This window comes from Winogradskyella eckloniae (assembly GCF_013249045.1).
Taxonomy (GTDB): Bacteria; Bacteroidota; Bacteroidia; order Flavobacteriales; family Flavobacteriaceae; genus Winogradskyella; species Winogradskyella eckloniae.
Genome location: NZ_JABRWP010000004.1, coordinates 229002 through 255767, shown reverse-complemented (window position 1 = coordinate 255767; position 26766 = coordinate 229002). Strand labels below are relative to the sequence as shown.

The window sequence follows — 26766 nt, the reverse complement described above, 5'->3', positions numbered from 1 at the left end:
ATGGTATATTTGTTTATTATTAATAAATGTTTGCTTGTTGTATAATATGACTTTGTCATCCTAATAAAAATTTTAGGATCTAAAAACTAATATGCAATTTATTAGAATGACAAAATAAAAACTAGCAACAAACGACTAGCAACTAAAACAGTAATTTTGCCTACAAACAATAAGCTTAAAATCTTTAACGACCCAATTTACGGATTTATTACTATTCCGAATTCGTTAATCTTCGATATTATTCAGCATAAATATTTTCAGCGTTTAAGACGAATCAGTCAAATGGGACTTTCTTATTTGGTATATCCTGGTGCGCATCACACGCGTTTTCATCATGCATTGGGCTGTATGCATCTCATGCAAAAAGCTATCAATGTACTTCGTTTTAAAGGAGTTACGATTTCTAATGAGGAAGAAAACGGGTTATTAGTAGCCATTCTTTTGCATGATATTGGTCATGGTCCATTTTCTCATGCCATGGAACATAGTATTGTTAATGATGTTTCACATGAGGAAATTTCATTGCGTTTTATGGAAGAACTCAATGTAGAGTTTAACGGAAGTTTAACGTTAGCCATTCAAATTTTTAAAGGCGAGTATACCAGACCTTTTATGTGTCAGTTAATTTCTAGTCAATTAGACATGGATAGAGCCGACTATTTAAAGCGCGATAGTTTTTATACAGGTGTTGCTGAAGGCAATATTAATAGTGAGCGACTAATAACCATGCTCAATGTGGTTAATGATCAATTAGTGGTAGAGGAAAAAGGCATTTTAAGTGTAGAAAAGTTTTTAATTGCCAGGCGCTTTATGTATTGGCAAGTCTATATGCATAAAACAGGTGTTGTAGCAGAACAATTGTTAATGGGCGTTTTAAAACGTGCAAAAGAACTAGTGCAACAAGGCGAAAAATTAAATTGTAGTGATGCTTTATTTTATTTTTTATTCTCAGAAATTAATAGAGACAGCTTTACCAATGAAACCTTAATGGTGTTTTCTAAATTAGATGATTATGATATCGTTGCTGCTTTAAAAGAATGGAAAAACCATGATGATTTTGTGTTGAGCAATCTGTGCCGAATGATATTAAATAGAAATTTATTGAAGGTAAAGTTGAAAAATAAAGCTATTAAATCTTCAGAATTAGCTAATCATACGGAAGCTTTAATGCAAAAACATAATATTTCTAAGCAAGAAGCAGCCTACTTTGTGTTTCATGGAGAATTGACCAATCAAGCCTATCAAAATAAATTTCAAAAGATTAATATTTTATTTAAATCCGGAAAAATTAAAGATATTGTTAAAGCTTCCGACCAATTAAACTTAAAAGCACTGAGTAAACCAATCACTAAATATTATATGTGCTACCCTAAAAAGAAAATGTAATCCTTTTTTTCTATTTTTGTGGAAACCAACTTATACTTTAAAAACAAATAATTGAAATTTACAGCAGAACAAATTGCGGGTATTTTAGAAGGAACAGTTGTTGGAGATCCTAATGTAGAAGTTTCTAAACTATCCAAGATAGAAGAAGGTACTGAAGGTTCACTTACTTTTTTATCTAATTTAAAATACACACCTTATATATATACAACGGAAGCATCTATTACTATAGTAAATGCTGACTTTGAACCAGAAAAAGCAATTTCTACAACCTTAATTAAGGTTGAAGATGCCTATGAAGGGTTTTCAAAGTTGTTAGAATATTATAACCAAATTAAACTAAATAAGTCTGGTATTGAGCAGCCATGTTTTATATCAGAATCGGTAACAAGAGGCGATAATATATATGTAGGTGCGTTTGCTTATATTGGTGATAATGTAATTTTAGGTGATAATGTTAAGATATTTCCTAATGCTTACGTTGGTGACAACGTAGTTTTGGGAGAAAACACTGTGATTTTTTCGGGCGGAAAGGTATATTCAGATTGTATTATTGGTAATAATTGTGTGATAAATTCTGGTGCTATTATTGGTGCCGATGGTTTTGGTTTTGCACCAACTAAAGATGGTGGATATACTAAAATCCCACAGATAGGAAACGTTATATTAGAAGATTATGTAGATGTTGGTGCTGGTACTACTATAGATAGAGCCACTATGGGTTCTACTATAATTAGAGCTGGTGTAAAATTAGATAACCAAATACAAATAGCGCATAATGTAGAAGTTGGTAAAAACACGGTCATTGCGGCTCAGACAGGTGTTGCTGGTTCTTCTAAAATTGGAGAAAATTGCCAAATAGGAGGACAAGTAGGTATCGCAGGACATTTAGTAATAGGAAATAATGTAAAAGTGCAAGCACAATCTGGTATTGGTAGAAATGTAAAAGATAATGAGATTTTACAAGGATCGCCTTCATTTGGCTATTCAGATTGGAATAAATCTTATGTTTATTTTAAAAATTTACCAAAGCTTGCGAAAACAATAAACGAATTAGAAAAAAAAGTAGATGGCAATAATTAAAACCGAAATCAAACAAAAAACCATTGAAAACGAAGTAACTTTAAATGGTGTAGGTCTTCATACAGGTGCTGATGTTAAATTAGTCTTTAAGCCAGCGGCAGAAAATACAGGCTTTGTCTTTGTTAGAGTAGATTTAGAAGGCAGTCCTAAAATGCAAGCCGATGCTAATTTTGTAACAAGTACACAACGCGGAACTTGTTTAGAAAGAAATGGTGTTACCATACAAACGTGTGAGCATGTGTTAGCAGCTTTAGTTGGTTTAGATATAGATAATGCAATTATTGAATTAGATGCTTCAGAACCACCAATAATGGATGGATCTTCAAAATTCTTTGTAGAAGCAATTGAAAAAGCAGGCATATTAGAACAAGAGGCTTTTAGAGAAGTCTATGAAGTAACTCAAGTGGTATCTTATGCCGACGAAGAATCTGGTAGTGAAATTATACTAATGCCTTCTAGCTCTTACCAAATTACAACAATGGTTGATTTTGGGACTAAAGTTTTAGGAACTCAAAATGCAACATTGAACAAGGTTTCAGATTTTAAAACTGAAATCGCAGATGCTAGAACTTTTAGCTTTTTGCACGAAATTGAAATGCTCTTAGAACATGGTTTAATAAAAGGTGGTGATTTAAATAATGCCATTGTTTATGTAGATAAAGAATTGTCTCCAGAAACTATGGAAAAATTAAGAATTGCATTTAATAAAGACAACATAGCTGTTAAACCAAACGGAATTTTAGATAATTTAACACTTCATCATCCTAATGAAGCTGCGCGTCATAAACTATTAGACGTTTTAGGTGATTTAGCGTTAATTGGTACACGTATTAGAGGTAAAGTTATAGCCAATAAACCAGGCCATTTTGTAAATACGCAGTTTGCAAAAAAAATGTCTAAGCTTATTAAAAACGAAAGACGAAATAATGTACCGCAAGTAGATTTGAATTCACCACCTTTAATGGATGTGAATCAAATAATGGATATGTTACCACATAGACAACCGTTTTTATTATTAGATAAAGTATATGAGTTGTCTGACAACCATGTGATAGGAATGAAAAATGTAACCATGAACGAAGAGTTCTTTAGAGGTCATTTTCCAGGCGCACCAGTTATGCCAGGTGTCTTAATCGTAGAAGCTATGGCACAAACAGGTGGTATTTTAGTATTAAGTACAGTTCCAGATCCTGAAAACTATTTAACATTTTTCATGAAAATGGATAATGTAAAGTTTAAACAAAAAGTAGTACCTGGTGACACTTTAATTTTTAAGTGTTCGTTAATAACACCAATACGACGAGGAATTTGCCATATGCAAGGTTATGCATATGCAAATGGTAAACTTTGTGCTGAGGCAGAACTAATGGCACAAATATCAAAAGTTAAGTAAGTTCTAAACACAACTTAACACATAAATAATAATAAATTTTAAAAGGCAAATTTAGATTTCTAGCCTTATAAAAATAAAAAGTATAAAAATGAACCAACCGCTAGCATACGTACATCCTGGTGCAAAAATTGCAAAGAATGTAGTAATTGAGCCTTTTACGACCATACATAATAATGTAAAGATTGGTGAAGGTACTTGGATTGGAAGTAATGTAACGATTATGGAAGGTGCTCGCATCGGAAAAAACTGTAATATATTTCCTGGTGCAGTTATTTCTGCTGTACCACAAGATTTAAAATATAATGACGAAGATACCACTGTAGAAATTGGTGATAACGTTACCATTAGAGAATGTGTGACCATCAACAGAGGTACAACAGACCGAATGAAAACCGTAATAGGAAACAATTGTTTAATTATGGCCTATTGCCATATTGCGCACGATTGTATTGTGGGAAATAATTGTATTTTTTCTAATAACAGTACCCTTGCAGGTCACATTACCGTTGGTGATTACGTGATTTTAGCAGGTATGACAGCAGTACATCAATTCTGCTCTATTGGTAACCATGCTTTTGTTACAGGTGGATCTTTAGTTCGTAAAGATGTACCACCTTATGTAAAAGCTGCAAGAGAGCCTTTATCTTATGTTGGTATTAATTCAGTAGGCTTAAGACGAAGAGGATATAGTACAGAAAAAATTAGAGAGATTCAGAATATTTATAGAATGCTCTATCAAAAAAATTATAATAATACGCAAGCTTCAGATTTAATTGAAGCAGAAATGGAAGCCACACCAGAGCGTGATGAAATTCTACAATTTATTAAGAATTCACATCGTGGCATTATGAAAGGGTATTTTAAATCTAATTAAGATACGCTTTATCAACAAACAAATACTAAAAGATTAAATATATATAATAATGGCAACTACTTCAGATATAAGAAACGGACTTTGTATAAAATACAATAACGATATCTATAAAATAATAGAATTTTTACATGTAAAACCTGGTAAAGGACCAGCATTTGTAAGAACTAAAATGAAAAGTGTTACAACAGGAAAGGTTTTAGATAATACATTTTCTGCAGGTCATAAAATAGAGGATATTCGAGTTGAAACTCATAAATTTCAATACCTCTATAATGATGGTGAATTTTACCATTTTATGAATGAAGCAGATTACACTCAAATTCGATTATTAGAATCGGCTTTAGACAGACCAGATTTAATGAAAGAAGGTGAAGTTGTAACGATTCAAATAAATACAGAAGACAATATGCCACTTTCGGTAGAATTACCAGCATCTGTTGTATTAGAAATTACGGCAACAGAACCTGGCGTAAAAGGTAATACTGCCACTAATGCTACAAAACCAGCAACTGTGGAGTCTGGTGCAATTGTTAACGTGCCATTGTTTATCAATGAAGGCGATAAAATTAAAGTAGAAACGGCAAAAGGTGCTTATAAAGAACGTATTAAAGAATAAGTCATATCTGTTCTTGCATCCATCTAATTTATAAAACATTTAGCCATTGAAGTTTCCTTTTCCACATACCTTAAAACAAATAGCAACATTAATTAATTGCGAATTTAAAGGTTCAGAAGATTTTGAAATATTAGGCATTAATGAAATTCATGTGGTAGAGCCAGGTGATATTGTTTTTGTAGATCATCCAAAATATTATGACAAAGCCTTAGAATCTGCAGCCACAATTGTGCTTATTAACAAGGATGTTGAATGTCCGGAAGGTAAAGCGCTTTTAATTTCAGACGATCCTTTTAGAGATTTTAATAAAATTACAGCACATTTTAAACCTTTTAATAAAGCTAATTCAGCAATTGCAGAAGATGCTAAAATTGGTGAAGGCACTATTATACAACCTAATTGTTTTATAGGAAACAATGTTTCTATAGGAAAGCATTGTGTCATTCATGCTAATGTTAGTATTTATGATGATGTCATAATAGGTGATAATGTTACGATACATGCAGGAAGCGTTTTAGGAGCAAGTGCGTTTTATTACAAAAACAGACCAGAAGGCTATGACCAATTACTGTCTGGAGGACGTGTCATTATAGAAGATCATGTAGATATTGGAGCACTATGTACTATAGATAGAGGTGTTACGGGAGACACAACTATTGGTGAAGGATCAAAATTAGATAATCATATTCAAATAGGGCATGATACCATTTTAGGAAAAAAATGCTTAATCGCTTCACATACAGCTATTGCTGGTTGTGTTGTTGTAGAGGATAATGTTACCATTTGGGGACAAGTCGGTGTTAAAAGTGGTATTACTATTGCAAAAGGTACAGTATTATTTGCACAATCTGGTTTAGGGCATTCTACAAAAGAAGGGAAAACCTATTTTGGATCACCTGCTATGGAAGCTCGTACGTTTTTTAAAGATAGAGCCTATACAAAAAAGATACCTGAGATTCTTCAAAAAATAAAACACTTATAATGTCATCTAAAGAAATTGTAATAGCGTTTTACAAATCTGATATCGCTAATGATCCAGATATTGTTTCAAAATTCTTTCATAAATCTTGTGAATTACATTGGACGAGTAGTCAAGGATTTAATTTATTAAATTATAAAGCAATAGAATCATTTTTTGAAGGGACAAGACAATCTTTTAACAGTCTTAGATTCGAATTTACACATATCATAGAAGCCAATGCATTTGTAACAACACGACATACACTGTTTGGCCACACTATTGAAAATCCCGATTTTGAAACCATAATAGCCCATTTTGCTACAATTTGGGAAATAAAAGATGGTAAATTATATCGTGGTTATGAAATTAGCCATCAAGCAGATGAAAATAATGATGTCAGCATGGCATCTTATGAAATAAAATTATAAAAAGAGGATGCAAATGCGTTTTAAATCTCTTATTTTTGTGGAAGTAATTATATAACAAAAAATATAAATAACCAATGAGTGTTTTAGTAAACAAGAAGTCTAATATTATTGTTCAAGGTTTTACAGGTAGTGAAGGTACTTTTCATGCTGGACAAATGATTGAATATGGAACAAATGTTGTAGGAGGTGTAACACCTGGAAAAGGTGGTCAAACCCATTTAGATAAGCCAGTATTTAATACAGTTTCTGAAGCTGTAGAAAAAGTTGGAGCAGATACTACTATTATATTTGTACCACCAGCTTTTGCAGCTGATGCCATTATGGAAGCAGCAGATGCAGGAATAAAAGTAATTATTACCATTACAGAAGGAATTCCTGTGGCAGATATGATTAAAGCCTCTAACTATATAAAGGATAAAGATTGTAGACTTATAGGACCTAACTGTCCTGGTGTTATTACACCTGGTGAAGCTAAAGTTGGGATTATGCCAGGTTTTGTTTTTAAACAAGGTAATGTTGGTATTGTTTCTAAATCAGGAACATTAACTTATGAAGCTGCTGATCAAGTTGTAAAGCAAGGTTTAGGTATAACAACAGCAATTGGTATTGGAGGAGATCCAATTATAGGAACAACTACCAAAGAAGCTGTAGAGTTATTAATAAATGACCCAGAAACTGAAGCTGTTGTAATGATTGGTGAAATAGGTGGTCAGTTAGAAGCAGATGCTGCCAACTGGTACAAAGCAAGTGGAAGTAAAAAACCTGTAATTGGTTTTATTGCTGGTGAAACTGCTCCTGCTGGTCGTACAATGGGACATGCTGGTGCTATTGTAGGTGGTAGTGATGATACTGCACAAGCAAAAAAGAAAATTATGAGAGCATGTGGTATTCACGTTGTTGATTCACCTGCAGAAATAGGTAAAAAAGTAGCTGAAGTTTTAGGCTAAACTTCTGTTAAAATATTTTTAAAAACATTTCGTTATTAATCCATTAGTTATCTTTATAACTGATGGATTTTTTTATGACATCAAATGAACTACTAATCAATTAACCAATAAATCAATTAATCAAAAAATGAAAATTACTAAAACACTAACATTGTTGTTCTTAGTTTCTATTGTTTTGGGTTGTAAAACCAATACTAATTCAGAAAAACTAGGATATGCAATAGAAAATCACGAAGATGCTAATGGTTTTAAATATGAAACCGTTACAAATGACCCAACAGGCTTAAGGCTGTATACTTTAGACAATGGTTTAAAAGTATATCTCGGTAAAAATGAGGAAGAACCAAAAATTCAAACACTAATTGCTGTACGCGCTGGATCTACCTATGATCCTGCAGATAACACAGGTTTAGCGCATTATTTAGAGCATATGGTTTTTAAGGGAACTGATAAAATCGGTACTCAGAATTACGAAGAAGAATCTAAATTAATCAAGCAGATTTCTGATCTATATGAAGATCATAAAAAAGAGCAAGATCCTGAAAAAAAGAAAGCTATTTATAAAAAAATAGATGAAATATCTTTAGAAGCTTCAAAATTATCTATAGCTAATGAATATGATAAGATGTTAAGTTCATTAGGAGCAGAAGGCACGAATGCTTTTACTTCTAACGAGCAAACTGTATATGTCAATAAAATTCCGTCTAACGAAGTAGATAAATGGTTAAAAATAGAAAGTGAGCGTTTTAGTAAATTAGTATTGCGTTTATTTCATACAGAATTAGAAGCTGTTTATGAAGAATTTAATAGAGGTCAAGACAGTGATGGACGTAAGCAATATTTTGCAACACTTCAAGGTCTATACCCAACACATCCTTACGGAACTCAATCTACTATTGGGATCTCAGAGCATTTAAAAAATCCTTCAATGGAAGCTATTAATGCGTATTTTGATAAATATTATGTGCCAAATAATATGGCTGTAATCATGGTAGGTGATTTAGATTTTGATGCTACAATTAAAAAAGTAAATGACGCTTTCGGTAGTTATGAGAAAAAAGAACTCGAACATCCTACGTTTCCAGAGTTAGAACCTATTACAGCACCTGTTAAAAAAGAAGTTTTAGGACCTACAGCAGAATCTATTTATGTCGCTTTTAGATCTAAAGGTAAAGGATCTGACCAAGAAGTTATACTTAATCTAGTAGACTATATGTTGGCTAATTCTCAAGCTGGTCTTATTGACTTAAACCTTAATCAAAAACAAATGGTACAAAGAGCGTCATCTTTTACCAATTTTAATAATGATTATGGTTTTCATTTACTATATGGATCGCCTAAAGCAAATCAAACTTTAGATGAAGTAAAAGAATTACTCCTTTCTCAAATTGAGAAAATCAAAAAAGGAGAATTTGAAGATTGGTTACTAGATGCCGTTATTAACGATATGCGTTTATCTCAAATTAGAGAATATGAAAACGGATCTGCTACAGCTTACGCTTATCTAGACGCTTTTATTGGAGAGCAAAATTGGGAAAGTCGTCTAAAGATGTTAGATGAAATGAAGAAAATTACTAAGCAAGAAGTTGTTGATTTTGCAAATTCATTTTATGGAAATAATTATGTAGAAGTACATAAACTTAAAGGAGAAGATACATCTATTGTTAAGGTAGAAAATCCAGGCATTACACCTATTGAATTAAATAAAGGCGTGGAATCGGATTTTTTAGCATCAATAAATGCTATGACTTCTCCAGATTTAAAGCCAAAATTTGTAGATTATAAATCTGAAATTAAAGAACTTACAACAGATAACGGACTTAAATTATCTTATGTAGAAAACCCAAACAACGATATCTTTAATTTAAATATCATTTTTGATATGGGACAAGATAACGATAGAATGGTTTCTCTTGCTGCTGGTTATTTAGATTATTTAGGAACAAGCACATATACTCCAGAACAGTTAAAACAAGAATTCTACAAAATAGGAGTGAGTTACAATGTATTTTCTTCTAATGACAAAACCTATGTAGGTATTTCTGGTTTAAAAGAAAACTTAGATGCAGGTTTAAAACTATTAGAACATTTATGGAACGATGCAGAACCAAATCAAGAAACTTACGATAAATATGTTGAAAGTATCTTAAAAGGTAGAGAAGATGGAAAAACTCAAAAAGGGAATATTTTCTGGAATGGTTTAATGAGTTACGGACAATATGGCGAAAATTCTAGACTAAGAAATATTTATTCACAAATGGAATTAAAAGCCATAAGTCCTACAGAACTCGTAAATAAAATAAAAGAAATGCGTGCTTACAAACAACGTATATTCTACTACGGAAATGCTGTAGATGAAGCAAAAACGGCTTTAAATACACATCATCAAATTCCAGAAGCATTATTAGATTACCCTGAAAAAGTAGAATACGTAAACTTAGAAACTGGTGGTAATGTTTATTTTGTGGATTATGATATGGTACAAAGTGAAATATTGTTAGTAGGTAAAGGTGAAGAATTTGACCCTAAGAAAATGGCGGCTTCTCAGTTGTTTAACACGTATTTTGGTAGCGGATTATCTTCAATCGTTTTTCAAGAAATAAGAGAATCTAAATCATTAGCATATTCTGCATTTTCTAGATACCAAATGGCAAGCGAAGCAGGTCAACCAGATTATACCACAGCATATGTTGGTACACAGGCTAATAAATTAGAGCAGGCTGTTAATGCAATGATGGAATTAATGACAGATATGCCAGAGGCTGAAGATCAATTTAATCAGGCAAAAGAAGGTACTTTAAAGAAAATTGCGTCACAACGTATTACTAAATCTAATATATTTTGGACTTATGAAAGGTTAAAAAAACGAGGTATAGATAATGACAACAGAGAAGAAATCTATAATGCCATAAAAAACATGACAATGGATGACCTTAAAACATTCTTTAATGAGAATATAAAAGGTGCAGAATATAATGTAATGGTAATAGGTAACAAGAAAGATATGGATTTTGATGCCTTAAGTAAATTAGGAACAATTAAAGAATTAGATATTGATTATCTGTTTAATTATAACCAACCTGAAGAACTAAAGCAATAGCAAAGAATTGACAATACAATAAAACCTCATATTACAATTAAATATGAGGTTTTTTTATGTCAAAAAAAGATGTAATTAAATAGTATATTTGAAACCGTTGATTATCTAATAAATCATTAATTTTGTGCTTTAATTCTATTTAAAAATTAAAAAAAATAAGATCAACCTAGTTAAATTTGATTAAAGATAATTAACTTTAAAAAGAAACTAACCAAACAACAATATATGAGACTACTAGAAGGAAAAACAGCTATTATAACTGGAGCAAGTAGAGGTATAGGAAAAGGCATAGCAGAAGTGTTTGCAGATCATGGTGCTAATGTGGCTTTTACATATAGCTCATCAGTAGAAGCGGCCAATGCATTAGAGCAAGAGTTAAATGACAAAGGGATAAAGGCCAAAGGTTATCAAAGTAATGCTGCCAATTTTAATGATGCTCAAAAATTAGCAGAAGACGTATTAGAAACATTTGGAACTATTGATATTCTAGTAAATAATGCAGGTATAACAAAAGATAATCTTTTAATGCGAATGGGAGAAGAGGACTTTGATAAGGTCATTGAAGTCAATCTTAAATCCGTTTTTAATATGACCAAAGCAGTACAACGTACAATGCTAAAACAAAGAAAAGGTTCTATTATAAACATGAGCTCAGTAGTAGGAGTAAAAGGCAATGCAGGCCAAACTAATTATGCAGCATCTAAAGCCGGAATCATTGGTTTTTCTAAATCGGTAGCATTAGAATTAGGATCTAGAAATATTAGATGCAATGTTATTGCACCTGGTTTTATTGAAACCGAAATGACAGCAAAATTAGATGAAGAAACCGTAAAAGGTTGGCGCGCTGGAATTCCATTAAAAAGAGGAGGAACTCCTGAAGATATCGCTAATGCATGTGTGTATTTAGCAAGTGATTTAAGTGCATATGTCACAGGACAAACCTTAAATGTTGATGGTGGAATGCTCACATAGTATTTACCTTCTTTACAGAATAAAAAACAGCGCTAAAAGCGCTGTTTTTTATTTTTTAAGATATCTGTTACTTTGCAAGGTTATATATTTAACCTACTATACACCATAGATTTATAACTCTCACCAATAGGTATTCTTTCGTCCTTAATGACAATTCTATTTTTTTGAACGGAAGTAATTTTATTTACATTAACAATGAAAGAACGATGGACTCTAATAAATTTGTTTTCGGGTAGTTTATCTTGAATTTCCTTAAAACTCATGAGTGTTAAAATGGGTTTTGATGCTTCAGAATGAATTTTTAAATAATCCTTTAGACCTTGTATATGTTTAATGCCGTTGATATCTATTTTTAAATTTTCGTATTCAGATTTTACAAAAATAAAATCGTCTTCAATAGCCGATGACGTTTCACCAGCTGCAGAAGACACATTAAATGATGTGCTTACATCATTTAATTTTATCATTTCTTTTACTCTATTTACTGCTTTTAGAAAACGAGGAAACGGGATAGGTTTTACCAAATAATCAACAGCATTTAAATCAAAACCTTCTAGTGCATATTCCGGATAAGCCGTTGTAAAAATAAAATAAGGCACTTTGCCTTCAAGAGACTTAATTAATTCTATCCCAGAAATATTTGGCATTTCTATGTCAGAAAACACAAGGTCAATACTATTATTATTTATAAAATCTAAAGCTTCAATAGCGCTTGTAAACGTACTAATAACTTCTACAGAACTTAGGGCTTGGCAATAAGATTCTATAACATCTATAGCTAAAGGTTCATCGTCAATTATGATACACTTCATTCGCTTTTTAAATTTATAGTTAATTCTATTTTAAAATGAGTTTTAGTCTCATCTATTACTAAATGATGATTATTATGATATAAATGGTTAAGTTGATTTTGAATGTTCTCTAAGCCAACGCCAGAGTTTTTATCATCGCGTTTATAAATCCCTATGATATTTTCTACATTTAAATGCAATTTATTGTTCTCTACAATAATTTTTATATCAATTTGGGTGTTTCCTTTATAGTCAGTGCCATACTTAAATGCATTTTCAATAAATGAAATTAATAACAATGGATATACTTTAAGGTGTCTTGTTTCACCTTTTATGTTAAGTTTAACAGCTTCTGTATTTTTAAGACGTAAACGTTGTAATGCGATATAATTTTTTATATAATTTATTTCTTTTTCTAAAGCCACTTGCTCGTCACCAGCTTCATAAAGCATATAACGCATCAATTCTGATAAAGTAATAACGGCTTCTGGTGCATTATCTGATTTACTTCTAACTAATGCATAGATGCTATTTAAGGAATTAAATAAAAAATGTGGATTTAGTTGATTTCTTAAAAACTGAAGTTTAATTTCTTTCTGTTCATTTTCTAATTCTTTAGACTCGCGATCTCTTTTATAAAAGTCAACAACTAAACTGAAAATACCACCTAATAAAAATATTGATAATGAAAAAACGACAGGTATAGCGTGTCTAATGCCAAAAGGACCAGTTGGCATTTTTGGTGGTTTAGGCATTTTTCTAAACTCTTCAGCAATCGTATTTGTAATTAATTCTTCAGAAACATAGATATAGAGAATCAAAAAAACAATAGATGTAATGATGTAGAATAGTAGCTTGCGCTTTAATAATAAATAAGGCACAAAAACTAAATAATTGACATAAAATAGAATAGGGCGTAAGGCTAGTCTAATATACATTTCTGTTGGGATTTCTCCCAAGTCCATATATGCAGAAGATAAAGGAAATATACTTATACATATCCAAACTACGATATGTATTATGGCTTCTTTTAAGGAGATGTTTTTTAACATCATTGAAAAATTTATATTCTAGTTGGTATGCTCAAAACTAATGTTATTTTCTTTAAGATCAGTTTCACTAATTACAGGAAAAGCATTTTTAGAGAGTTTACTGACTACTAATTTTCCTATTTTTTCGGCATCTTCTTTAGATTTAAAAATTTGTTTGCCTTTAACCGAAGGAATAAATTCTTGTCTAATAAAAAGATTGTCTTCATTATAAATTTCATAAATCCAAGAACTATCTTTTTCTAATACTTGTAAAGTAAATGGATGTTGGTCTATAAATTTATTATTGTCTTCGTTAGAATTAATAAAATAATAAATTAAAAAAGTAAAGACAGAAATTACTATAAAAACAGCAAGATACGTATATGGTTTTTTCATCATTTTAATTTAAAAAAAAGAGTCAGAAATTATGAAGGATACCCAACATTATCCTGACTCTAGGTTGGCTATTAACCAAAATTTCACACGTTAATAACCTATCAATCAATCTAAACAATTCTTTTAATTATCATCATCATCTTGTTCATCATTAGGGAAAAACTCCATATTATCATCTAAGTATAATGTGCCGTTTCTACCTAATGCTACAAATCCTCTTTCGCCATTGCTAAATGCAATTGCATCACGTCTTGCATAGAGTTCAAACTCAGTTTTTTCTTCCCAAGATTCATTAGAAGGTGTATACTCGTAAACCGTACTTATACTTCCTCCATATTCTCCACAAGCTATGTATCCTTTTCCATTTAAGGTAAAGGCAACGGCATTGGATCTATACACATCGTCATCATCATCTTCATCAATATCTTCTAACTCTGTCCAAACCTCAGTATCTAAATTAAAAACCCAAAAATCCTCTTCATATACACCATTACTAATACCTGTACCGAAATAAACATTATTGGCTATAGTAAAAGTGACACCATCTCTTCTTTTATCGCCGCCAAAGCCAAAAATTTCTTCCCATGAATCAGCTGTAGGATTGTATTTCCAGAAATCTTTTTTATCACTACCATCGTAACCTGTACCAACGTATCCAGATGTACTAGAGCCAAAACCAACAGCTCCATATCTTGCAGAACCACCAAAGTCTGAAATTTGAGTCCAGCTATTTGTAGCCACGTTATATTTATAAAAATCAGCTAACTCTTCATTAGTATCGCCATTATAACCTGTTCCCATATAACCGTCATTATTAATTACAAATGAAACAGCAGAACTTCTTTCAACACCTGGAAAATCTGATAGTTGTTGCCAAGAATTGGTGTCCATATTATAGCTCCAGAAATCATTGTAGTAATCATCACCATCATAACCAGTTCCCATATATCCTATATTTCCAATTGTAAAGGCAGATGAACTACTTCTTGCTTCTTCATTAAAACTAGATTTTTTAACCCAGTTTCCTAATTCATCGTCACTGTCATCACTGTTACAGTTATAAAAAAGTGTAAGTATTGCAGATAAACATATTAATCGTAAACCTACATTGCGATTGAATTTTTTCATTTTTAATTTTTAATTTATGTTTCAACTTATTTGATTGTCTAAATAAAGAGTTTGAATTCTTGTTTAGACTGCTAACTTACTAAGTCAAATAAGTACCATTATTATAAAATAGACTGACACACTTTATTTGTAGACAAAACCATCAAATTAATCTACAAAACTTGCACTTCGATTTAATAGTATAAAATGACGCGTTTGCAGATAAATAACTCTGATAGGTCTATTTTACTTTTTATAACATGTATTGATTAGTTGATTTGTATAAACAATACAAAACACATGATCAAATCTTATATTAAAGCATGCATAGTAATTACAATGTCTATAATTGCAATTTCGTGTTCTACGGATACCGAAGCAGAAAGTTTTAATGCAGGCGAAGACTTTACAAACACCAACATTAGAGTATTATCAATAGATACCTTTTCAGTTTCATTTTCTACAGTTAAGTTTGATTCCATAACCACATCTGAAAGCACACGATTGTTAGTCGGAAAATATGTTGATGCAGATATGGGTGTTATTACTACGTCTGCGAATATGCAACTCAACAGTTCAATTTATTATTTAGATAATGAAGCTGTTTTAGATAGTGTAGGATTAGTACTTGGGTATGACACCTATTATTATAATGATACCACTCAGGTTTCTACGGTCAATATTCATAGATTAACGGAAAAAATGAGTAGTGATGATACGTACTATTATAATACAACACAAACCCCATATGAATCTACACCCTTAGTGAGTAAATCCTTTATACCAACGCCAAATAGAGATTCGCTTTTTGTTACTTTACCATATGACTTTGGTGAAGAATTGTTTAATGATATTAGAGATAATAACATTACAGATAACGAATCGCTGTATCAAAAATTAAAAGGCATTGCTGTAAAACCTGGTTCTGATGATAATGGTTCAATAATTGGATATTCTATTTCTAGTGAAGAAACCTATCTAAGATTTTACTACAAAATACCAGATGAATTAGAAACCGACGAATACACTTATGACCTTTCTATCATTGATTACTACAACAATGTAGAGAATGATGTAACGGGATTACCATTAGAATCAATTACAGATCAAGAATATAATTTATCGTCTACTGATAGCTACGGTATTAGTTATAATCAATCGGGTTCTGGATATGTAACAAAAATAGAATTCCCTACACTAAAGGATATTTATGATGTTGGTACAAATGGCACCATTTTAGAAGCAACACTTTACATTGAGCCAAACGCGACTTCACATTCTGATATTCAACCCTTAAATGATGCTCTCTTACTATATGTAATAGATCAAAACAATGATTTATCGAGTCAAATATCTAATAGTTCCGATGTTGTTACAGCAAGTCTTACTACTGAAAACTCCGAGTTTAATGACATTGTGTATACCATTCCGGTTATAGACTTTATTGATAAAAAACTAAATGAGAGTCCAGAGACTGAAGATGCTCTAATCTTAATATCAGACGATTACAATTCCACTATAAATAAGATAATTTTTAATGACACTGAAAGGTCTAATTATAACACCAAATTAGTAATTACCTATGCGATCTATGAATAAAAAAATATATACAGTTTCTCTTGCAATAGTTTTTGGTTGGTTGAGCTATTCTCAAACAAACAATTTAACGAGTTCACCATATTCGCTGTTTGGTTTAGGTGTAGAAAGTAATTCTGGTACTGGCCGAAATAATGGTTTAGGCAAAACAGGTATCGCTCTAGATGCTTCCTATGGTCTTAACTTATATAATACTGCATCTATAGCTACTTTGCCAACTGATGAATTCTTTTTAGATGTAGGAGGTTCCATAGAACTCGTTAATTTTTCTGGTGGAGATATTAATGAACAACAATCTAACTTTAATTTTACCAATGTCTCTTTTGGGTTTAATGATGGTGGAAAATACGGTATAGCTTTTACCTTAAAACCTGCCACAAGTGTAGGATATTCTTTAACAGGCTTACAAAGTAATATCGAAGGAAGTGCCGAGCAATTTATTACAAATATTGAAGGCTCTGGAGGTTTAAATGAAATTAGACTCGACTATGGAAGAACATTTTTTGATAATCTTAATTTGGGCATAAAAGCGTCTTATTTATTTGGTAAAATAGAAGAAACGGAATCTATTGTGACTACGAACAGTTATTTAGAAGTCAATGAAATTAATTATTATAGAGGCGGACAAATTGGTCTAGGTGCTCAATATAAGCTTTTAGACAAGCATAATTTTGGGTTTACATTAGATTTCCCCACCGTTTTACAAGGATCAAAGGATGAAGTTATAGGTAAATATTCAAATTTAGCATATTCTGTTTTGGAAGAAACAGAAGATGAAGATATTGATAGTTTTCAAATGCCATTGCGTTTTGGTTTTGGTTATAGTACAAAAATTAAAAATGTAATGCTAACTCTAGACTATAGTAAAAATTTATGGTCAACAACTAATCAATCTGATGCCATTGGTGACTACGTAGATCAAAATATTTATGGTTTTGGCGCTTCTTATTCGGTAGATCCAAAAAGTAGTAAGTATTGGAAGCGTGTAGATTATAGAATGGGATTAAATTATAATTCAGGTTATTTAATGGTTGATGATACCAAAATAGACACCTATGCGGCTTCGATAGGTATTGGACTTCCGTTAGGAAAAAGATCCTTATTAAATGTATCTTATACGTTAGGTAAAAAAGGAACTACAGAAAGTATACTTATTAAAGAATACGTCAATACACTTAATATTAATATTTCATTATCTGATCTTTGGTTTCAACAAAGGAAATATAATTAAAAAGGGTTTGCTCAAAAAAGTGATCGATAAAATCTCACTTTTAGTATAGAAAATAGTCTCAAACATCTATTAGACTTTATATAAATAAGAGATCGTTTCATCTTTGAAGTGTTAAATTAAAACACCAAAAACATGAAACGTTTTTTTATTATAATAACCCTTATTATTTCTCCGTTTGTTAGTGCACAAACTACAGAATCGAATACGTCTAAAATTTGGACTTTAGAAGCATGTTTACAATATGCTTTAGAAAACAATATTAGCATTAAAGATGCAACTTTAAACTTAGAACAAGCCGAAGTAAATTACAGTGCGTCTAAATCATTGCGCTTACCAAATTTATATGGTTCTGCTTCAGAAACTTTTTCTAACGGTAACTCTATTGATCCTATTACAAGTGATTATGTAACCGATCAAATATATAGTACAAACGTAAGTTTAAATAGTTCATTTACTTTATTTCAAGGAAACCAGATCAATAATCAAATTCAGCAAAATGAATTATTAAAAAATCAAAGTGTGTTTTTACAAGAAGAAATGAAGAATAATATTATTCTAAGTATTCTTGAAAACTACTTACAAATCCTATACGCCAAAGAAGGTATTGAAATTGCAGAAAATAATTTAATTGCTACAGAAAAAGAAGTTGAACGCGCTAAAGCTAGATTAGATGCAGGTTCAATTGCATTAAGTGATTATACAGAAGCGCAAAGTCAAGCAGCAACCAATAAATATGCAATAATAGCAGCTAAAAATACATATCAGCAATACATTATAGCACTTAAGCAATTATTAGAATTAGATCCTACTGAAGACATTGAAATTCAGACATTAAGTAGTGACAAGGATTATGCATTGTTTCAACTTGATAAATTAAGCATATATAATAATGCCTTAGGTATTTTACCAGAAGTAAATGCGAGTAAAATTGCTGTTGAAGTTCAAGAAAAAGAATTAGAAATCGCTAAAGGTGCTTATTTACCAACATTATCTCTTGTAAGTAGTTTAGGTTCTGGATTTACCAGTCTTGATGATAATAATTTCTCCGATCAATTTGATATTAATTTTAATCAACGTATTGGATTGTCTTTAAACATTCCAATATTTAATAGAAATCAAACCAAAGCAGCTGTTAAAACAGCGCAAATAAACATTGAAAAGGCACAAATTGAAAAACAAACTACAGAAAAGGAAGTCTATAAAAAAGTAGAGACAGCTTATCAAAATGCAGTAGCTACACAAGAACAATTAATTGCTGCCGAAGCTTCACAAGACGCTGCAGAACAGACGTATAAATTAGCGCAAAAGAAATACGAATTAGGCGCATTGAGTACAACCGATTTAGTCATAAGTCAAAATACGTATACCAATGCACAACAAAATTATATACAAGCCAAATACTTAAACATATTATACAATCAACTATTACAATTTTACCAAGGAAACGATATTAAACTTTAATCATTAAAATCATGAAAAAATATAAGAAAATCATAATAATTAGTGGAGTACTTGTTGTACTTGCTATTGTAGGCTTTAATTTTATAAAGAGTGACGAAGCTATTATAATTGAACCAAAAACGGTAATGGCCAAAAAAGCGAATGTTACTACTATGGTTACGGCAACAGGTACTATAGAACCTATTAATCAAGTAGATGTTGGTACACAAGTTTCTGGTGTTGTAGAAAAAGTTTATGTAGATTATAATAGCGAAGTTAAAGAAGGTCAACTTATAGCAGAATTAGATAAAACAAATCTGCAAGCCTCGTTAACGCAAGCACAAGCTGCCTATGACAATGCGGTTAGCCAAAGAAACTATACAAAGACCATCTACGACAGACAAAAAACACTATTCGATAATCAAGTAATTAGTCGATCAGATTTTGATGATGCAGAATATAATTATCAAACAGCAAAAGGAACCGTTACACAACGCTATTCCGATTTACAATCTGCAAGAACAAATTTAGGCTACGCTAATATTTATTCGCCAATTAACGGTGTCGTTTTATCTAGAGATATTGAAGAAGGACAAACCGTTGCAGCAAGTTATAGCACGCCAACCTTATTTACAATTGCTCAAGATTTAAAAGAAATGCAAGTGGAAGCAGATGTTGATGAAGCAGATATAGGACAAGTTAAAGAAGGACAACGTGTAGAATTTACAGTAGATGCTTACTTAGGCGAAACCTTTAATGGTGTTGTTACACAAGTGCGTTTAGATCCTACAATAACGTCTAATGTTGTTACATACACTGTTGTTATTAAAGCGGAAAATGAAAATTTAAAATTAAAACCAGGATTAACAGCAACGATTTCTATCTATACTTTAGAATTAAATAATGTACTAACAGCAGAAGCTAAAGCCATAAATTTTAAACCAGAATCGGAGGTGTTAACGACCTACAATATGCATCATAATTTAGCTAATAATGCTCAAGAAATTGCAAATAAAGAAACCTCTCTTTGGGTTTTAGGTAAAGACAAAAGTGTCACAAGAAAATCAGTAACCCTTGGTGCTAGTGATGGCGTAAATGTAGAAGTATTAAGTGGTATTTCTCAAGGCGATCAATTAGTTTATAGTTTAAAAGGAGCAACAAAGGCAGAAGCTGGTGGACCACCTGCAGGTGCCAATGAAAGTCCATTTATGCCGCAACGTCCAGGAGCTAAGAAAAAATAAAAGCTATGAGCAAAGAAATTATTAAAATAGAAAACTTAAAACGCGAGTTTACCATGGGTAACGAAACGGTTCATGCTTTAAAGGGTATTTCATATTCCATAAAAGAAGGAGAGTTTGTAACTATCATGGGATCGAGTGGCTCTGGTAAAAGTACAATGTTGAATATTTTGGGTTGTTTAGATCAACCAACATCTGGAACGTATGAAATTGATGGTGTTCGTGTTAAAGACTTAAATAGAAACCAACTGGCTACCATTAGAAACGAAAAAATTGGATTCATTTTTCAATCGTATAACTTATTGGCTAGAACTTCTGCAATAGAAAATGTAGAATTACCTTTATTATATAACAGTAAAGTGTCATCAGAAGAACGAAGAGAAAGAGCTATTAAAGCATTAGAAATGGTGGGCTTAGGAGAACGTTTACATCATACACCTTCCCAACTTTCAGGAGGTCAACAACAACGTGTTGCCATTGCTAGGTCTTTAGTTAATAATCCTGTAATGATATTGGCAGATGAAGCTACAGGAAACTTAGATACAAGAACCTCTTACGAAATTATGTCCTTATTTCAAGAACTAAATAAAAAGGGTATTACCATTACGTTTGTAACGCACGAACCTGATATTGCTACATTTAGTAGTAGAACCATAGTGCTTAAAGATGGAGATATTATTCAAGATTATCAAAATCACAATATACTTTCTGCCGCAGATGAATTAGCAAAATTACCTAAACAAGACCATTAATTATGAGAGTATTAAATTTATTTAAAATTGCAACAAAAGCTATTGTTCTTAATAAAACAAGAACCTTGCTTACCATGTTAGGTATTATCATTGGTGTAGCTTCTGTAATAGCCATGTTAGCTATTGGTGAAGGCTCTAAAGAAAGTATTAGAACAACCATATCTTCTATGGGTTCTAACATGATTACTATTAGACCAGGAGCAGATGATAGAGGACCTGCAAGAGGTAGTGGTGGTAATGTGCAAACCTTAGTATTAGAAGATTTTAATAAAATTAAAGAACAAGCTTCGTTATTAAGCAATATTACTCCAGTTGTAAATGGTAGCGGACAAGTTATTAATGGTGCTAATAACTGGCCATCTACTATTTATGGTGTTAACCCAGAGTATTTAGATATAAAAGCGGTTGGTTTACAAAGTGGAAGTATGTTTACTGATATTGATGTTAAATCTGCATCTAAAGTGGCTTTAATTGGGCAAACCGTTGTAGATAATGTGTTTCCAGATGGTCAGGAACCTGTTGGGCAAATGATTCGATTTAATAATATTCCATTTAAAGTGATTGGCGTTTTAGAAGAGAAAGGCGAAAATACCTTCGGACAAGATCAAGATGATGTTGTGGTTGCGCCTTATACAACGGTACAAAAACGTATTTTGGCTATCGATTATTTAAATCAAATTATGGCATCTGCAATTAGTGAAGATGATGCTTCTGAAGCGGTTACACAAGTTACAGATATATTGCGTTCCCAACACAAATTAATGAATGTTGATGAGGACGATTTTACTGTGCGTTCTATGGAAGAGCTTATTTCTACTTTTAGTTCAACAAGCGAAATGTTAACCATTCTATTAGTGGCAGTTGCTAGTATTTCATTGTTAATTGGAGGTATTGGTATTATGAATATCATGTATGTCTCTGTAAAAGAAAGAACAAAAGAAATTGGCTTGCGTATGGCGGTTGGCGGAAAGGGATCAGATATCTTAATGCAGTTCTTAATAGAAGCCATTTTAATTAGCGTTACAGGTGGTGTATTAGGTGTTATCTTAGGTCTTGGCGCTACAGTATTTATAGAAAACTTCTTAAATTGGCCTACAAGTGTGGCTATGTATTCTATTGTAATTTCCTTTGCAGTATGTGCAGTTACTGGTATCTTTTTTGGATGGTATCCTGCTAGAAAAGCTTCTGCTTTAGATCCAATTACAGCATTACGATACGAGTAATATTAACGCATTAAAATAAATAAAGATGAAAAAAAATAATGATTTAGGATATTTAGTTTTAAGAATTACGGTTGCAGTACTCATGCTATTTCATGGTGTGGCTAAATTAAGTCATCTTGATGGTATTAAAGGTATGTTGTCCGGAATTGGATTGCCAGAATTTATGGCTTACGGCGTTTATATTACAGAGTTAATAGCACCAATACTTATCTTAATAGGATTTAGAATCCGTTTAGCGTCTTTGGCTTTTTTCTTTGGTATGATAGCTGCTTTACTTCTTGCACATTCCGATAATTTATTTGCATTATCGAAAAGTGGAGGACTTGAAATAGAACTTATTTTATTATATGCTTTTGGGGCATTAGTATTATTTTTTACGGGTGCTGGAAAATATGCAGTATCTAGCTCTAATTCATGGGATTAATAAGTTCATTAGAATACTTATTTATTAAGTTGTTTTCTAAATTGTGTTGCTGTCATACCAGTATTACGTTTAAAAAACTGATTAAAATTAGCAACCTCATTAAAATCGAGTTCATAGGCAATATCAGCTACAGGTTTATTCATCTGGTGCAATAATGTTTTTGCATACAGTAGTTTATAATCAATAAGTACTTTTTGAGCGCTTTTACCTGTAGCTTTCTTAACACATTCAGTAAGATATATAGGGCTTATATTCATTTGAGAAGCATATGTGTTTACCGAAAAAAACGTATTGTTCCCTTTGAGAATCTGTTGTTCAAATTTAGACATTATATTCGCAAACCTATTGCTAGTAACAATACCTTTATTGTTTTGGGTAGAACGCTTAACTTTATAAAGTAAGATTAATAAAAGTGACCTTACAATCTCTAGATTATGTATGGCCTTACTCCGTGATTCAGTATATAATTCTTGTGCAATAGGTAATATGCTTTTAAAATCGTTTTCAGATATTTGATAAATTGGAATGGTGTGTATCTTAAAAAAAGGAAATTCATTTTGTAGGCCATAAGACTGATTTAAATTTATAAACAGCGAAGCATTAAAATAAATAATATACCCATAATCATTGTTTGGTGGTACCTTACTATAATTTATAACTTGAAAAGGAGATACTATAGCCAAGCTATTCTTTAATTCTTTAAGAGTTTGATTACCAATTTGAATGTTAGTAGTGCTTTTCTGTAAAATAGCAATCTCAAAAAAATCCCGTTTATGTGGTTCCCAAAAATGAGGATCGGGTTCTACATGTTCCATATCCTTGGCTATTCTTCTTACAAAAAAACTATTTGTATAATCATTTGCAGGTTGAGTTCCATTCAAAAAATAGGAATTGATATCCTTATAAACTTTCATAATCAATTGTTTAAATAAATTAATAGTACGCAATATAAACCTAAATTATAATCTATTTTACACAAATTAAAATATGAATTAAGGTTTGTAACTATCTTAACTTTGTATTGTAAACAAATTACAAAACAAATGAACACACTACATATAAAATTTCAGCACATTATGAGTTTCTTAAAAGGAAAATCAAATACAAAACATACTGAAAAACAGGGTGAAGCATATTCACTCAAAGAAGATAGTATTTTAAGATTATTATTAATTTTTGTTGGTCCTGCTGTTTTAGGTATGCTAATTAATGCACTTTACAATTTTGTGGATCGTATTTTTGTTGGGCAGTATGTTGGAGCAGAAGGATTATCTGCAGTTACCATGGTGTTCCCTGTTACACTTTTTCAATTTGGATTAGTATTATTGTTTGGTAGTGGTTCAGGTATTTTAATTGCCAAACATTTAGGGGAATCTCAACCCGAAAAAGCAAGTAAGGTTTTAGGAAATGCTATAGCTGGTATATTTTTAGTCATGTTAGTTTTTACTAGCCTCGGTCTAATATATTACAAATCTTTATTAGAAGTGTTTGGAGCAACTGGAGGAACCTTATTAAACCTGTCTGCAGAATATTTATTTGTTATAATATTAGGTTTTCCTCTTAGTTTTTTTCTGGCCTTAGAATTTACATGTAGAGCAGAAGGAAATCCAAAATTACCAGCAAAGCTTTTAGTGCTTTCTTGTGTAATAAACCTATGTTTAGATTATGTTTTTATGAAAATATTTAATCTAGGTATTCGTGGTGCTGCATTAGCCACCATAATTGCTCAGTCTACAAATGCGATATTTTTAATTAGATATTATGCAAGTGGAAAAAGTTTGGTGAAATTGAAATGGAAGCAAGTAAGACTACAAAAATCAATTGTTTTCCCTATATTGCTTGTTGGGTTAGCACCATTTTTAATGGATGTTGCTATCAGTTTTCAGAATATGTTTGCAAATAATTTATTATTAAATTCAGGAGGTACTGATGGTGTTGCCGCTATGGGAATTCTATTTGGAGTCAATGTTTTTTTCATGATGATTGCTTTAGGTACAGGAGATGGTATGCAACCCATTGTAAGTTTTAATTACGGTGCAAAACGTTTTGATAGAGCCAGTCAAACACTAGTGCTTGCAATAAAAATAGTAAGTGCAATAACCCTTTTTGGTCTTTTGATTTTGGAATTGTTTCCAACCCAGATTTCAAGTGTTTTTATTGAAAGTGATGGCAACCAAAATGTAATCTCCATCTCAAAAAAAGCATTACAAATTTTTGCGATTTCGATTCCATTTTACGCTATTCAAATATTAATTACTAGACATTTTCAAGCGCTTCAAAAAAATAAAACTGCAACGTTTTTAGCCTTACTTAGACCCATTATTTTATTTTTTCCAATAGCGTATTTACTTAATAATTATTATGGTTTAACAGGGATTTGGATGGCCTTTCCTGTAAGCGACGGCATTGCAGCTTTAGTATCTTTACTTATAGTTAAAAAACATATAGTAAGTATTAATAATGAACTTTTTGTGGAAAAGACGTCTATAAAATCATCTTAAATTTAGATGTGAATACGGAGTTCATCTATTCATTTTTGGAATAAATAATAAAAAAAAGACTTTTACAATAACACATAATAAACCAACTAAAAATCATATGAAACATCAAATAAATAATTTTAGAATTACATGTATTGGGCTTGTTATAGCTTTTATTACACTATCATGTAATAACGAAAAGAAGCCTGAACAATACAATACCGTAGCAGATTACGAAGTACTAACCGTTTCTTCAAAAGACATCGAAATCTTCAGAGAATTTCCGGTAACTATTGAAGGTACAGAGAACATAGAAATTTACCCTAAAATTGAAGGTTTTATAGAAAAGGTACATGTAGATGAGGGCGAATATGTAAAAAAGGGACAACTTCTTTTTTCATTAAATGCACCCGAATATCAGCAAGACCTTTTAAGTACAAAGGCAGCGATTAGCAGTGCAAAAGCAGATGTTAGTTCTGCGCAAGTTGGTGTGGAAAAAGCAAAGCCTTTAGTGGAAAGAGAAATCATTAGTAAGTTTGAATTAACCTCTGCCGAGAACTCGCTTACCGCGGCAAATGCAGCTTTAGAACAGGCACAAGCCAATTATTCTAACGCACAGACTAATTATAACTACACTAGAATTACCGCTCCGGTTTCGGGCTATATTGGTTCGTTACCTTATAAATTAGGAAGTTTGGTAAGTAGTAGCATTTCTGAACCTTTGACTACGGTGTCTAATATTAAACAGGTGTACGCTTATTTTTCAATCAATGAAAAAACGTATTTAGAATTTGCAAAGGCAGGTTTGCTGAAGAGTTTAGATGAAGTTTCTCTTTTACTTCCAGATTATACCGCTTTTGACCAAAAAGGAAAAATACAAACAGTAAGTGGTCAAGTAGACGAAGAAACGGGGTCATTTAATGTACGCGCTATTTTTGACAATCCAGATAATTTATTAAGAACAGGAAATAGTGCCACCATACAAATTCCGAGAACTATTGAAGACGCTTTTCTTATTCCTCAATCGGCTACCTACGAAATTCAAGGTGGTGTATATGTGTATTTGGTTAACGACCAGTCGCAAGTACAATCCCAAAAAATTACCGTAACCGCTACAAATTCGGGTCAGGCGTATATTGTTACTGATGGACTTAAAGCTGGTGATCAAGTGGTTCTTGAAGGCATTTCAGGCTTATCTAGTGGAAAAGAGATAAAACCAGTTCAAGTAAACGAAAGTGAGATAAAGGCGCTACAGCAAATCACAGAAAAAGTAACAACTACCAACTAATAAATAATAGAA

General features: G+C 31.7%; 24 protein-coding genes. 19 read left to right on the top strand and 5 right to left on the bottom strand.

Annotation, left to right across the window (positions count from 1 at the left end; genetic code table 11):
- Positions 1-156 precede the first annotated feature (156 nt).
- From HNV08_RS08760 to fabG, 10 genes are all read left to right on the top strand, one after another.
- A complete protein-coding gene (locus tag HNV08_RS08760; RefSeq protein WP_173280868.1) occupies positions 157-1386 on the top strand; it encodes an HD domain-containing protein in 1230 nt (409 codons plus the stop codon).
- A 51-nt stretch (positions 1387-1437) separates the two neighbouring features.
- Complete coding sequence (lpxD, locus tag HNV08_RS08755) at positions 1438-2466, top strand: UDP-3-O-(3-hydroxymyristoyl)glucosamine N-acyltransferase (RefSeq protein ID WP_173280866.1); 1029 nt, start codon at positions 1438-1440, stop codon at positions 2464-2466.
- Positions 2453-3859, top strand: a complete 1407-nt coding sequence (locus HNV08_RS08750; protein WP_173280864.1) for a bifunctional UDP-3-O-[3-hydroxymyristoyl] N-acetylglucosamine deacetylase/3-hydroxyacyl-ACP dehydratase — start codon at positions 2453-2455, stop codon at positions 3857-3859. The genes lpxD and HNV08_RS08750 overlap by 14 nt, the downstream gene beginning before the upstream one ends.
- 88 nt (positions 3860-3947) lie before the next feature.
- Positions 3948-4733 carry an acyl-ACP--UDP-N-acetylglucosamine O-acyltransferase gene (gene lpxA / locus HNV08_RS08745; RefSeq protein WP_173280862.1) on the top strand — a complete coding sequence of 262 codons (786 nt, stop codon included), beginning with the start codon at positions 3948-3950 and terminating at the stop codon, positions 4731-4733.
- Positions 4734-4782: 49 nt separating this feature from the next.
- Positions 4783-5349, top strand: coding sequence for an elongation factor P (efp, locus tag HNV08_RS08740; RefSeq protein ID WP_173280860.1), 567 nt, complete (start codon positions 4783-4785; stop codon positions 5347-5349).
- Positions 5350-5395: 46 nt separating this feature from the next.
- Positions 5396-6331 carry a UDP-3-O-(3-hydroxymyristoyl)glucosamine N-acyltransferase gene (locus HNV08_RS08735; RefSeq protein ID WP_173280858.1) on the top strand — a complete coding sequence of 312 codons (936 nt, stop codon included), beginning with the start codon at positions 5396-5398 and terminating at the stop codon, positions 6329-6331.
- On the top strand, positions 6331-6738 hold the full coding sequence (locus tag HNV08_RS08730; protein ID WP_173280856.1) for a nuclear transport factor 2 family protein: 408 nt from the start codon (positions 6331-6333) through the stop codon (positions 6736-6738). Before HNV08_RS08735 ends, HNV08_RS08730 begins: the two co-directional genes overlap by 1 nt.
- 74 nt (positions 6739-6812) lie before the next feature.
- The gene (gene sucD, locus HNV08_RS08725; RefSeq protein ID WP_173280854.1) at positions 6813-7685 is read left to right on the top strand and encodes a succinate--CoA ligase subunit alpha; all 873 of its coding nucleotides are present in this window, start codon (positions 6813-6815) and stop codon (positions 7683-7685) included.
- A gap of 127 nt (positions 7686-7812) precedes the next feature.
- On the top strand, positions 7813-10785 hold the full coding sequence (locus HNV08_RS08720) for a M16 family metallopeptidase (RefSeq protein ID WP_173280853.1): 2973 nt from the start codon (positions 7813-7815) through the stop codon (positions 10783-10785).
- Positions 10786-11010: 225 nt separating this feature from the next.
- Entirely contained in the window at positions 11011-11757 is a 747-nt protein-coding gene (gene fabG / locus HNV08_RS08715; protein WP_173280851.1) for a 3-oxoacyl-[acyl-carrier-protein] reductase, read from the top strand.
- Positions 11758-11837: 80 nt separating this feature from the next.
- Here the strand turns inward: fabG and HNV08_RS08710 are convergent, their stop codons facing one another.
- From HNV08_RS08710 to HNV08_RS08695, 4 genes are all read right to left on the bottom strand, one after another.
- Positions 11838-12569: a LytR/AlgR family response regulator transcription factor gene (locus HNV08_RS08710; RefSeq protein WP_173280849.1), complete on the bottom strand. Its 732-nt coding sequence runs from the start codon at positions 12567-12569 to the stop codon at positions 11838-11840.
- Positions 12566-13600 carry a sensor histidine kinase gene (locus HNV08_RS08705; protein WP_173280847.1) on the bottom strand — a complete coding sequence of 345 codons (1035 nt, stop codon included), beginning with the start codon at positions 13598-13600 and terminating at the stop codon, positions 12566-12568. The genes HNV08_RS08710 and HNV08_RS08705 overlap by 4 nt, the downstream gene beginning before the upstream one ends.
- A gap of 18 nt (positions 13601-13618) precedes the next feature.
- Positions 13619-13978 carry a DUF4907 domain-containing protein gene (locus tag HNV08_RS08700; RefSeq protein ID WP_173280845.1) on the bottom strand — a complete coding sequence of 120 codons (360 nt, stop codon included), beginning with the start codon at positions 13976-13978 and terminating at the stop codon, positions 13619-13621.
- Between the two features lie 120 nt (positions 13979-14098).
- The gene (locus HNV08_RS08695; RefSeq protein ID WP_173280843.1) at positions 14099-15103 is read right to left on the bottom strand and encodes a Kelch repeat-containing protein; all 1005 of its coding nucleotides are present in this window, start codon (positions 15101-15103) and stop codon (positions 14099-14101) included.
- Positions 15104-15382: 279 nt separating this feature from the next.
- Between HNV08_RS08695 and HNV08_RS08690 the strand changes: the two genes are divergently transcribed.
- From HNV08_RS08690 to HNV08_RS08660, 7 genes are all read left to right on the top strand, one after another.
- Complete coding sequence (locus HNV08_RS08690) at positions 15383-16681, top strand: DUF4270 family protein (RefSeq protein WP_173280841.1); 1299 nt, start codon at positions 15383-15385, stop codon at positions 16679-16681.
- Complete coding sequence (locus HNV08_RS08685; protein WP_173280839.1) at positions 16674-17909, top strand: hypothetical protein; 1236 nt, start codon at positions 16674-16676, stop codon at positions 17907-17909. Before HNV08_RS08690 ends, HNV08_RS08685 begins: the two co-directional genes overlap by 8 nt.
- Positions 17910-18041: 132 nt before the next feature.
- The gene (locus HNV08_RS08680) at positions 18042-19370 is read left to right on the top strand and encodes a TolC family protein (protein ID WP_173280837.1); all 1329 of its coding nucleotides are present in this window, start codon (positions 18042-18044) and stop codon (positions 19368-19370) included.
- Positions 19371-19381: 11 nt separating this feature from the next.
- Complete coding sequence (locus HNV08_RS08675) at positions 19382-20590, top strand: efflux RND transporter periplasmic adaptor subunit (RefSeq protein WP_173280835.1); 1209 nt, start codon at positions 19382-19384, stop codon at positions 20588-20590.
- A gap of 5 nt (positions 20591-20595) precedes the next feature.
- Positions 20596-21339 (top strand): ABC transporter ATP-binding protein, encoded by a 744-nt coding sequence (locus tag HNV08_RS08670; RefSeq protein ID WP_173280833.1) that lies wholly within the window; start codon positions 20596-20598, stop codon positions 21337-21339.
- Between the two features lie 2 nt (positions 21340-21341).
- Complete coding sequence (locus HNV08_RS08665) at positions 21342-22562, top strand: ABC transporter permease (protein WP_173280831.1); 1221 nt, start codon at positions 21342-21344, stop codon at positions 22560-22562.
- Between the two features lie 25 nt (positions 22563-22587).
- Positions 22588-22986 carry a DoxX family protein gene (locus HNV08_RS08660; protein WP_173280829.1) on the top strand — a complete coding sequence of 133 codons (399 nt, stop codon included), beginning with the start codon at positions 22588-22590 and terminating at the stop codon, positions 22984-22986.
- Between the two features lie 17 nt (positions 22987-23003).
- On the opposite strand, the gene HNV08_RS08655 is transcribed toward HNV08_RS08660, so the two are convergent.
- On the bottom strand, positions 23004-23900 hold the full coding sequence (locus HNV08_RS08655; RefSeq protein ID WP_173280828.1) for an AraC family transcriptional regulator: 897 nt from the start codon (positions 23898-23900) through the stop codon (positions 23004-23006).
- 129 nt (positions 23901-24029) lie between these two features.
- Here HNV08_RS08655 and HNV08_RS08650 point away from each other — a divergent pair, with 129 nt between their 5' ends.
- Positions 24030-25487: an MATE family efflux transporter gene (locus HNV08_RS08650; RefSeq protein WP_173280826.1), complete on the top strand. Its 1458-nt coding sequence runs from the start codon at positions 24030-24032 to the stop codon at positions 25485-25487.
- Positions 25488-25584: 97 nt separating this feature from the next.
- Positions 25585-26754, top strand: a complete 1170-nt coding sequence (locus tag HNV08_RS08645) for an efflux RND transporter periplasmic adaptor subunit (protein WP_173280824.1) — start codon at positions 25585-25587, stop codon at positions 26752-26754.
- Positions 26755-26766: the final 12 nt, after the last annotated feature.

What these genes read in the sequence shown, in the direction of transcription:
- HNV08_RS08690 (WP_173280841.1), top strand. Translation starts at nt 15,383, where the DNA reads ATGATCAAATCTTATATTAAAGCATGCATAGTAATTACAATGTCTATA.
- HNV08_RS08655 (WP_173280828.1), bottom strand. Translation starts at nt 23,900, where the DNA reads ATGAAAGTTTATAAGGATATCAATTCCTATTTTTTGAATGGAACTCAA.
- HNV08_RS08700 (WP_173280845.1), bottom strand. Translation starts at nt 13,978, where the DNA reads ATGATGAAAAAACCATATACGTATCTTGCTGTTTTTATAGTAATTTCT.
- HNV08_RS08730 (WP_173280856.1), top strand. Translation starts at nt 6,331, where the DNA reads ATGTCATCTAAAGAAATTGTAATAGCGTTTTACAAATCTGATATCGCT.
- efp (WP_173280860.1), top strand. Translation starts at nt 4,783, where the DNA reads ATGGCAACTACTTCAGATATAAGAAACGGACTTTGTATAAAATACAAT.
- HNV08_RS08695 (WP_173280843.1), bottom strand. Translation starts at nt 15,103, where the DNA reads ATGAAAAAATTCAATCGCAATGTAGGTTTACGATTAATATGTTTATCT.
- fabG (WP_173280851.1), top strand. Translation starts at nt 11,011, where the DNA reads ATGAGACTACTAGAAGGAAAAACAGCTATTATAACTGGAGCAAGTAGA.
- HNV08_RS08665 (WP_173280831.1), top strand. Translation starts at nt 21,342, where the DNA reads ATGAGAGTATTAAATTTATTTAAAATTGCAACAAAAGCTATTGTTCTT.
- HNV08_RS08705 (WP_173280847.1), bottom strand. Translation starts at nt 13,600, where the DNA reads ATGTTAAAAAACATCTCCTTAAAAGAAGCCATAATACATATCGTAGTT.
- HNV08_RS08645 (WP_173280824.1), top strand. Translation starts at nt 25,585, where the DNA reads ATGAAACATCAAATAAATAATTTTAGAATTACATGTATTGGGCTTGTT.
- lpxA (WP_173280862.1), top strand. Translation starts at nt 3,948, where the DNA reads ATGAACCAACCGCTAGCATACGTACATCCTGGTGCAAAAATTGCAAAG.
- sucD (WP_173280854.1), top strand. Translation starts at nt 6,813, where the DNA reads ATGAGTGTTTTAGTAAACAAGAAGTCTAATATTATTGTTCAAGGTTTT.
- HNV08_RS08720 (WP_173280853.1), top strand. Translation starts at nt 7,813, where the DNA reads ATGAAAATTACTAAAACACTAACATTGTTGTTCTTAGTTTCTATTGTT.
- HNV08_RS08670 (WP_173280833.1), top strand. Translation starts at nt 20,596, where the DNA reads ATGAGCAAAGAAATTATTAAAATAGAAAACTTAAAACGCGAGTTTACC.
- HNV08_RS08710 (WP_173280849.1), bottom strand. Translation starts at nt 12,569, where the DNA reads ATGAAGTGTATCATAATTGACGATGAACCTTTAGCTATAGATGTTATA.
- HNV08_RS08680 (WP_173280837.1), top strand. Translation starts at nt 18,042, where the DNA reads ATGAAACGTTTTTTTATTATAATAACCCTTATTATTTCTCCGTTTGTT.
- HNV08_RS08685 (WP_173280839.1), top strand. Translation starts at nt 16,674, where the DNA reads ATGAATAAAAAAATATATACAGTTTCTCTTGCAATAGTTTTTGGTTGG.
- HNV08_RS08750 (WP_173280864.1), top strand. Translation starts at nt 2,453, where the DNA reads ATGGCAATAATTAAAACCGAAATCAAACAAAAAACCATTGAAAACGAA.
- HNV08_RS08650 (WP_173280826.1), top strand. Translation starts at nt 24,030, where the DNA reads ATGAACACACTACATATAAAATTTCAGCACATTATGAGTTTCTTAAAA.
- HNV08_RS08660 (WP_173280829.1), top strand. Translation starts at nt 22,588, where the DNA reads ATGAAAAAAAATAATGATTTAGGATATTTAGTTTTAAGAATTACGGTT.
- HNV08_RS08675 (WP_173280835.1), top strand. Translation starts at nt 19,382, where the DNA reads ATGAAAAAATATAAGAAAATCATAATAATTAGTGGAGTACTTGTTGTA.